Annotated in this window: 8 protein-coding genes and 1 pseudogene; 7 read left to right on the top strand and 2 right to left on the bottom strand. The window is 75.6% G+C overall.

The window, feature by feature from the left end:
• A pseudogene (locus AC0CYZ_RS11525) lies at window positions 1-1,040 on the bottom strand (helicase-associated domain-containing protein); the annotation flags it as partial.
• A 100-nt stretch (window positions 1,041-1,140) separates the two neighbouring features.
• On the opposite strand from AC0CYZ_RS11525, the gene AC0CYZ_RS11520 reads away from it, so the two are divergent.
• Genes AC0CYZ_RS11520 through AC0CYZ_RS11495 form a run of 6 tightly spaced genes read left to right on the top strand, consistent with a single transcriptional unit; the run spans window position 1,141 to window position 4,876 of the window.
• Window positions 1,141-1,335 carry a hypothetical protein gene (locus AC0CYZ_RS11520; RefSeq protein ID WP_472215380.1) on the top strand — a complete coding sequence of 65 codons (195 nt, stop codon included), beginning with the start codon at window positions 1,141-1,143 and terminating at the stop codon, window positions 1,333-1,335.
• Window positions 1,335-1,952 carry a nucleotidyltransferase family protein gene (locus AC0CYZ_RS11515; protein ID WP_472215378.1) on the top strand — a complete coding sequence of 206 codons (618 nt, stop codon included), beginning with the start codon at window positions 1,335-1,337 and terminating at the stop codon, window positions 1,950-1,952. Before AC0CYZ_RS11520 ends, AC0CYZ_RS11515 begins: the two co-directional genes overlap by 1 nt.
• Window positions 1,953-1,957: 5 nt before the next feature.
• Window positions 1,958-3,424: an NAD-dependent malic enzyme gene (locus AC0CYZ_RS11510; RefSeq protein ID WP_472215382.1), complete on the top strand. Its 1,467-nt coding sequence runs from the start codon at window positions 1,958-1,960 to the stop codon at window positions 3,422-3,424.
• Complete coding sequence (gene moaC, locus AC0CYZ_RS11505) at window positions 3,421-3,915, top strand: cyclic pyranopterin monophosphate synthase MoaC (RefSeq protein WP_472215376.1); 495 nt, start codon at window positions 3,421-3,423, stop codon at window positions 3,913-3,915. The genes AC0CYZ_RS11510 and moaC overlap by 4 nt, the downstream gene beginning before the upstream one ends.
• A gap of 17 nt (window positions 3,916-3,932) precedes the next feature.
• Complete coding sequence (locus tag AC0CYZ_RS11500; RefSeq protein ID WP_472215374.1) at window positions 3,933-4,433, top strand: MogA/MoaB family molybdenum cofactor biosynthesis protein; 501 nt, start codon at window positions 3,933-3,935, stop codon at window positions 4,431-4,433.
• Window positions 4,430-4,876, top strand: coding sequence for a molybdenum cofactor biosynthesis protein MoaE (locus tag AC0CYZ_RS11495; protein WP_472215372.1), 447 nt, complete (start codon window positions 4,430-4,432; stop codon window positions 4,874-4,876). The genes AC0CYZ_RS11500 and AC0CYZ_RS11495 overlap by 4 nt, the downstream gene beginning before the upstream one ends.
• 71 nt (window positions 4,877-4,947) lie before the next feature.
• Here the strand turns inward: AC0CYZ_RS11495 and AC0CYZ_RS11490 are convergent, their stop codons facing one another.
• On the bottom strand, window positions 4,948-5,592 hold the full coding sequence (locus AC0CYZ_RS11490) for a transglycosylase family protein (protein ID WP_472215370.1): 645 nt from the start codon (window positions 5,590-5,592) through the stop codon (window positions 4,948-4,950).
• Between the two features lie 509 nt (window positions 5,593-6,101).
• On the opposite strand from AC0CYZ_RS11490, the gene AC0CYZ_RS11485 reads away from it, so the two are divergent.
• Window positions 6,102-6,952: AAA family ATPase (locus tag AC0CYZ_RS11485; RefSeq protein ID WP_472215368.1), on the top strand; the 851-nt coding region annotated here is incomplete at its 3' end.

The following is a 6,952-nucleotide window of genomic DNA, read 5'->3' as shown; positions in this document are numbered from 1 at the left end:
AGGGTGACCCACTGCGTCTCCGGCGGGGCGGCGAGCCAGCGGTCGGCGGTCGTCGTCGGGCACCACACCGCGTCGGTGTCCTCGCTGACCGCCACGAGCGACGCGGCGGCGAGCGTCTCGACCAGCAGCCCGGCCGCGGTCTCGTCGATCTCGAGGTCCTTCGCCAGGCGGCGCAGGTCCCGCACGCCGAGCCCGCCCGAGCGCAGCACCGTCGGCGGGGAGGCCGACCACGCGGCGACGACGCCCTCGGCGCGGCGGATCGTCTCGAGCGCCTCGCCGGCGGCGGTGGCGTCGACGGTCCCCGGGTCGTGCTGCGTCGGGGTCGGCATCGGGTCGGACGCGACGATCGGCCCGAGCGGGTGGTCGCCGCGCAGGGCGAGCCCGGCCTCGCGGGTCAGCTCCACGGTCTCGTCGTCGACCCGGCGCAGAATCCCCGCGGCGAGCAGGCGGGCGACCGGGTTGTCGTCGCCGTCGCGGGCCCGGCTGCGCCCGACCGGGCCGTCGCGGTCGAGCGCGTCGACGACGGCCCGCTGGTCCTCGGGGAGGGCGGCGACGACGGCGGCCGGGGCCTCGGTGCGCAGCACTGAACCTTCGGGGGCCGGTCGGCCGAGGCCGGCGGGATGGCGGCGGGCGGCGTCGCGCAGCGCGGGCACGGCCCGGATCCCGGGGTCCTCACCGGCGTCGAGGGTGCCGGCACCGCCCACGTCCCAGACGAGCGCGAGCGCGCGCAGCCGGTCCAGCGCGGCGCGGCCGGCGGCGGGGGGCACGTCGGACCCGAGCAGACCCAGCACGGCCTCCGGGGGCACCGGGTCCTGGTCGGCACCGGCGACGAGCAGGGCGTCCACGACGGCGAGGTGCAGCGCGTCGAGCTCCTCGAGGGCCCGCCCGACCGAGGTGCGGACCCCGGCCCGGGTGGCGACGACGCCGGTGTCGGCGGGGGCGGGCAGAGCCAGGTCCGGGCGCGCGCGCAGCAGGGCGCCCAGGGTCTCGTCGTCCTGGGCGCGGAGGTGGTCGAGCAGGGTCCCGGGTCGGGCGGACATCGCGACCAGCGTAGTCGGCGGGTCGCCGGGTGGGCGGCGGGTGCGGCAGACTGGGGACCGCAGTGAGCAGGGCCGTGTCGAGGTCGACCAGGAGGAACCGGTGGCAGCGCAGAGCGAGGGCGAGGACGTCACGCCGCGGCAGGACCCGTGGTGGCCGGAGGTCGACGGCGGTCACCCCGTCACCGAGCTGATGGCGCCGACCCAGGGCGCGGCCTCGCCGTTCGGTGAGACCGAGTTCCCGCTGCCGGCCGACCAGCTCGACTACCAGCACCCCGTCACGGAGATCAACCGCTAGTGCGCGTCGCCGGCCTCCTGCTCGCCGCGGGGGCCGGCCGCCGCATGGGCGGGCCGAAGGCGCTCGTCGAGCTCGACGGCGAGCCGCTGGTGGCCCGCGGGCTCCGGGCGCTGCGCGACGGCGGGCTCGACCCCCGCGTGGTCGTGCTCGGCGCGCACGCCGACCGGGCCCGGCCCGCCGCCGAGGCCGCCGATCCGGAGGCGACGGTCGTCGTGGCCGACGACTGGGCCGACGGCATGGGGGCCTCGCTGCGGGCGGGCCTCGCGGGACTCGCAGCGCTCGCCGGGCCGGCCGACGTCGACGCGGTGCTCGTGCTCCTCGTCGACACCCCCGGCATCGGGCCGGCCGCCCTCGCCCGGGTGGCCGCCGCCGCGACCCGCGACGGGCTCGTGCGGGGCGCCTACGACGGCCGGCCGGGCCACCCGGTCGTCCTGGGGGCGGAGCACCTCGCCGGGGTCGCGGCGGCCGCGCACGACGATGTCGGGGCGCGGGGTTACCTTGCGGGTCGCGACGACGTCCGGCCCGTCGAGGTGGGCGACGTCGCGACCCGCGACGACGTCGACACCCCGGCCGACCTGGCCCGGGTGAGCGGGAGCAGGAACGACCGGGAGGGGTGAGCAGCGTGGCGGTCCCGGGTCCGGGTTACGCCATCACCGCACGCGTGGAGGCGCCCCCCAGCGCCACGGCGGCGGGTGACCTCGCGGTCGCCGTCGGGCGCGTCGGTGGGGTCATGACCGCGTTCGACGTGGTGGAGTCGCGCGCCGAGGCGATCATCGTCGACATCTCCTGCAACGCCCTCTCCGAGCGGCACGCCGAGGAGATCACCGAGGCGCTCGACGTCCTCGACGGGGTCAAGGTCCGCAACGTCTCCGACCGGACGTTCCTGGTGCACCTCGGCGGGAAGATCGAGGTCACCCCGAAGGTCGGGCTGCGCACCCGCGAGGACCTCTCCCGCGCCTACACCCCGGGCGTCGCGCGGGTGTGCCAGGCGATCGCGAAGCGCCCCGACGACGCGCGTCGGCTGACGATCAAGCGCAACACCGTCGCCGTCGTGACCGACGGGTCCGCCGTGCTCGGGCTGGGCAACCTCGGCGCCGCCGCGGCGATGCCGGTGATGGAGGGGAAGGCGGCGCTGTTCAAGCGCTTCGCCGGGGTGGACGCCTGGCCGGTGGCCCTCGACACCCAGGACACCGAGGAGATCATCCGCACCGTCGAGGTCCTCGCGCCCGCCTACGGCGGCATCAACCTCGAGGACATCGCGGCCCCGCGCTGCTTCGAGATCGAGGCCCGGCTGCGGTCCTCGCTCGACATCCCGGTCTTCCACGACGACCAGCACGGCACGGCCGTCGTCGTGCTGGGCGCGCTGCGCAACGCCCTGCGCGTGGTGGGGAAGCGCGCGGAGGACTGCCGGATCGTGGTGTGCGGCGTCGGGGCGGCCGGCTCGGCCATCATCCGGCTGCTGCTGCCGCTCCGGCCCGCCGACATCCTGGCGGTCGACGTCGAGGGGATCATCCACCGCCACCGTCCCGGCCTGCACGACTCGCTGCGCTGGGTGGCCGAGCAGACCAACCACGAGGAGCGCACCGGCGACGTGCACGATGCGTTGCCCGACGCCGACGTCTTCATCGGGGTGTCGGCGCCGAACCTGCTGCACGCCGAGGACGTCAAGGGCATGGCCGACGACGCGATCGTCTTCGCGCTCGCCAATCCCGACCCGGAGATCGACCCCGGCGTCGCCCAGCACCACGCGGCGATCGTCGCCACCGGCCGGTCCGACTACCCCAACCAGATCAACAACGTGCTCGCGTTCCCGGGCATCTTCCGCGGGCTGCTCGACGCCCAGGCCCGCGGCATCACCGACGGGATGCTGCTGGCCGCGTCGGCCGCGATCGCCGACGTGGTCGCCGAGCCGAACCCGCTGTTCATCGTGCCCAGCGTGTTCGACGCGACGGTGTCCCCCGCCGTCGCGGCGGCGGTGCGGCGGGTCAGCGAGGCCGAGCGGGAGGCCGAGGACGCCGCGTCGGTCCAGGACGCGCTCGACGTCGGGGCGGCGTCGGCGGAGAGCGCGCTCGGGGCGGAGACCGAGTGACGACGGAGGGCGCCCGCCGCCTCACCCACGTCGACGAGACCGGCGCGGCGCGGATGGTCGACGTCGGGGACAAGGAGGTCACCCGCCGAGTCGCGACCGCGAGCGGCGTCCTGCGCACCACCCCCGAGGTGTGCGCGGCGCTGCGCGACGGCACCGTGCCCAAGGGCGACGCCCTGGCCACCGCGCGGATCGCCGGGATCATGGGGGCCAAGCGGACGCCCGACCTGATCCCGCTCTGCCACCCCATCCCGCTCGCCGGGGTGACGGTGGACCTCGAGGTCGGCGAGCAGGAGGTGCGGGTGCAGGCGACCGCGCGCAGCGCCGACCGCACCGGGGTGGAGATGGAGGCGCTGACGGCGGTGTCGGTCGCCGGCCTCGCCCTGCACGACATGATCAAGGCGCTCGACCCGGCGGCGACGATGGACGGCGTCCGGCTGGAGCGCAAGGAGGGCGGGCGGTCGGGCGTCTGGACCCGCCCCGCCGGCCGATGACGCAGGGAGAGGTGACGGTGGACGAGCCCCGGGCCCAGGAGCCGCTGCGGCGGGCGCGCGTGGTGACGGCGTCGAACCGGGCCGCGGCGGGGGTGTACGCGGACCGCGGCGGGCCGCTGATCGTCGAGTGGTTGCGCGCGCACGGGTACCGCGTGGACGACCCCGTCGTCGTGCCGGACGGCGAGCCCGTGGCCGAGGCGCTCCGGGCGGCCGTCGCCGACCGCGTGCAGGTCGTCATCACCACCGGCGGCACCGGCATCTCCCCGACCGACGGCACGCCGGAGGCCACCCGGGCGGTGCTCGACTACGAGGTGCCCGGGCTCGCCGACGCGGTGCGCGCGGCCGGGGCCGACAAGGTCCCGACGAGCGTGCTGTCCCGTGGCGTGGCCGGGGTCGCGGGGCGCACCCTGGTGGTGAACCTCCCCGGGTCGCCGGGCGGGGTGCGCGACGGTCTGGGCGTGCTCGAGGACGTGCTCGACCACGCCGTCGACCAGATCCAGGGAGGGGACCACCAGTGAGCACGAGCTCGACCACCGGCGCCGTCGTGCTGCGGGCCGCCGTCGGGGAGGAGCCGCTCGACGTGTCCGAGCACGCGGCGCTCGTCGACGGGCCCCGCAGCGGCGCCGTCGTGACGTTCTCGGGCATCGTGCGCGACCACGACCACGGCCGGTCCGTGCACGCCCTGGACTACGAGGGCCACCCGAGTGCGGGCGCGGTCGTCGAGCGGGTCGCCGCCGAGGTCGCGGGCCGGCACCCCGGCGTCACCGCCGTGGCCGTGTCGCACCGGGTCGGGGCGCTCGCGATCGGGGACGTCGCGCTGGCCTGTGCGGTCGCGGGCGAGCACCGCCGCGAGGCGTTCGACGCGTGCAGCGAGCTGGTCGACGAGGTCAAGCGGCAGCTGCCGGTGTGGAAGCGCCAGGAGTTCGCCGACGGCTCCGAGGAATGGGTCAACTGCCCCTGAGGGCGACCGCACCGACGCCGCGGCCCGGACCCCCGTTCGGGGGCCCGGGCCACGCGGTGCGGGCGGGGAGATCAGCTCATCGCGAGCTGCTGCCCCGGGGTGATGGCATCCGGGTTCGCGATGCCGTTGCGCTGCGCGACCGACTGCGCGGTCGTGCCGTGCGCGGCGGCGATCTCGGAGAGCGTGTCGCCGGAGGTGACGGTGTAGGAACCCGTCTTCGGCGTGGTCGAGGCCGCGGTGGCCTCCACCGGCGCCGTCTGGGCCGACTTCGTCGAGCCGGACGAGCCCGAGCCGGACGAGCTCGAACCCGACGAGCTCGAACCGGACTTCTTGGAGCCGGACGAGCTCGAACCGGACGAGCTCGACGTCTCGCCGGCCTTCTTGGAGCACACCGGCCAGGCGCCCATGCCCTGACCGGCCTTGACCTTCTCGGCCACCTGGATCTGCTCCTCGCGGCTGGCGCTCTCGGGCGAGCCCGAGCCGCCGTAGGCGTGCCAGGTCGAGTCGGTGAACTGCAGCCCACCGCCGAACCCGTTGCCCGTGTTGGTGTTCCAGTTGCCGCTGCTCTCGCACTGGGCGATGGCGTCCCAGTCGGTCGCCGAGGCCGTCCCGCTGGCGAGCGCCAGCGGGGTGGCCGCGAGCGCGCCGACCAGCGTCAGCTGGGCCGCCCGCCGGGTGAGGGCGCGCGCCAGTGACTCATCGGTACTACGAAGCATGACCTCTCGCTCGCACCGCGCCCCACCAGGATCGGGTCGGGAGCGTCGCTCCCCAGTGGGTCGTCGACCGGTTCCACGCGGTCTCTCCACCGGGCACACCCTCGGGTGTGCCGGCCCCGTCCTGCTCCCGCCTGTCCGGTCCGCACCTCTCGTGTGGGGTCTCCCGGGACCGCTGGACAGGCGGCGGGCGCGGCGGCCCCGGGGCAGTTCGGACCGTGTTCGTCACGGCCGCCGTCGAACGGTACGGAGCACACGCAGGGTTTCAACCCGGTCCCGATCCGGGGACGATCTCGGCGTTCGGAGCAGTCCCGGGCGTGTCGGGCTCGTTCTTCCTACTCAGTGCGTCGGCCGTCGGGGTTGCCCGGGATGTCACACGAATGTCATCCAGCCACGGAATGTCGCGGGCGTCACCGTTCCGACACGGTTTTCTGCGTCGTACGACACAGCGTCGTGAGGTAGTGCACCCCCGTGTGGTGGCCGGGTGATCCGTGCTGGGGGACGATGGACTCGTGACCGCTGCCACCGATCTGACCGGGCCTGACGTCGTCGCCGCCGCCCTCGAGCGCACCGGGTACCTCGCCGACTCCGGACTCGCCGCGGCGGCGTTCCTCGCCCTGCGCATGGGGCGTCCGCTGTTCTGCGAGGGCGAGCCCGGGACCGGCAAGACGGCGCTCGCCCTGGCCCTCGCCGAGGTGCTCGGCGCGCCGCTGGTGCGGCTGCAGTGCCACGAGGGCATCGACGCGTCGCAGGCCCTCTACGACTGGGACTTCCCCCGCCAGCTGCTGCACCTGCGCACCGTCGAGGCGACGGCGACCGCGGCCGGGGAGGCGCTCGACGCCGACGCGGTCGAGGCCTCCCTCTACGACCGCCGGTTCCTCCTCGCCCGGCCGGTGCTCCAGGCGCTGCAGACCTCGCCGTGCGTGCTGCTCGTCGACGAGGTCGACCGCGCCGACGACGAGTTCGAGGCGTTCCTGCTCGAGGTGCTCGCGGAGAACTCGGTGACGATCCCCGAGATCGGGGTGGTGCGGGCGGAGACGCCGCCGCTGGTCGTCCTCACCTCCAACCGCACCCGCGAGCTGCACGACGCGTTGAAGCGGCGCTGCCTCTACCACTGGATGCCGCACCCGTCCTTCGAGCGGGAGGTGGCGATCCTGCAGCGGCGGCTGCCCGAGGTGAGCGAGCAGCTGACCCGCGAGGTGGCGGCGGCGACCAGGCGGCTGCGCGACGCCGACCTGCTCAAGCCACCCGGTGTCGCCGAGGCGATCGACTGGGCGCAGGCGCTGCACCTGCTCGGCGCCCGCAGCCTCGACCGCGACACCGCCGCGGCCTCGCTCGGTGCGGTCCTGAAGTACCACGAGGA

Source organism: Actinomycetospora sp. (assembly GCF_055612215.1).
The sequence above is the reverse complement of the archived record's forward strand: the minus strand, read 5'-3'. Positions and strand labels throughout refer to the sequence as shown.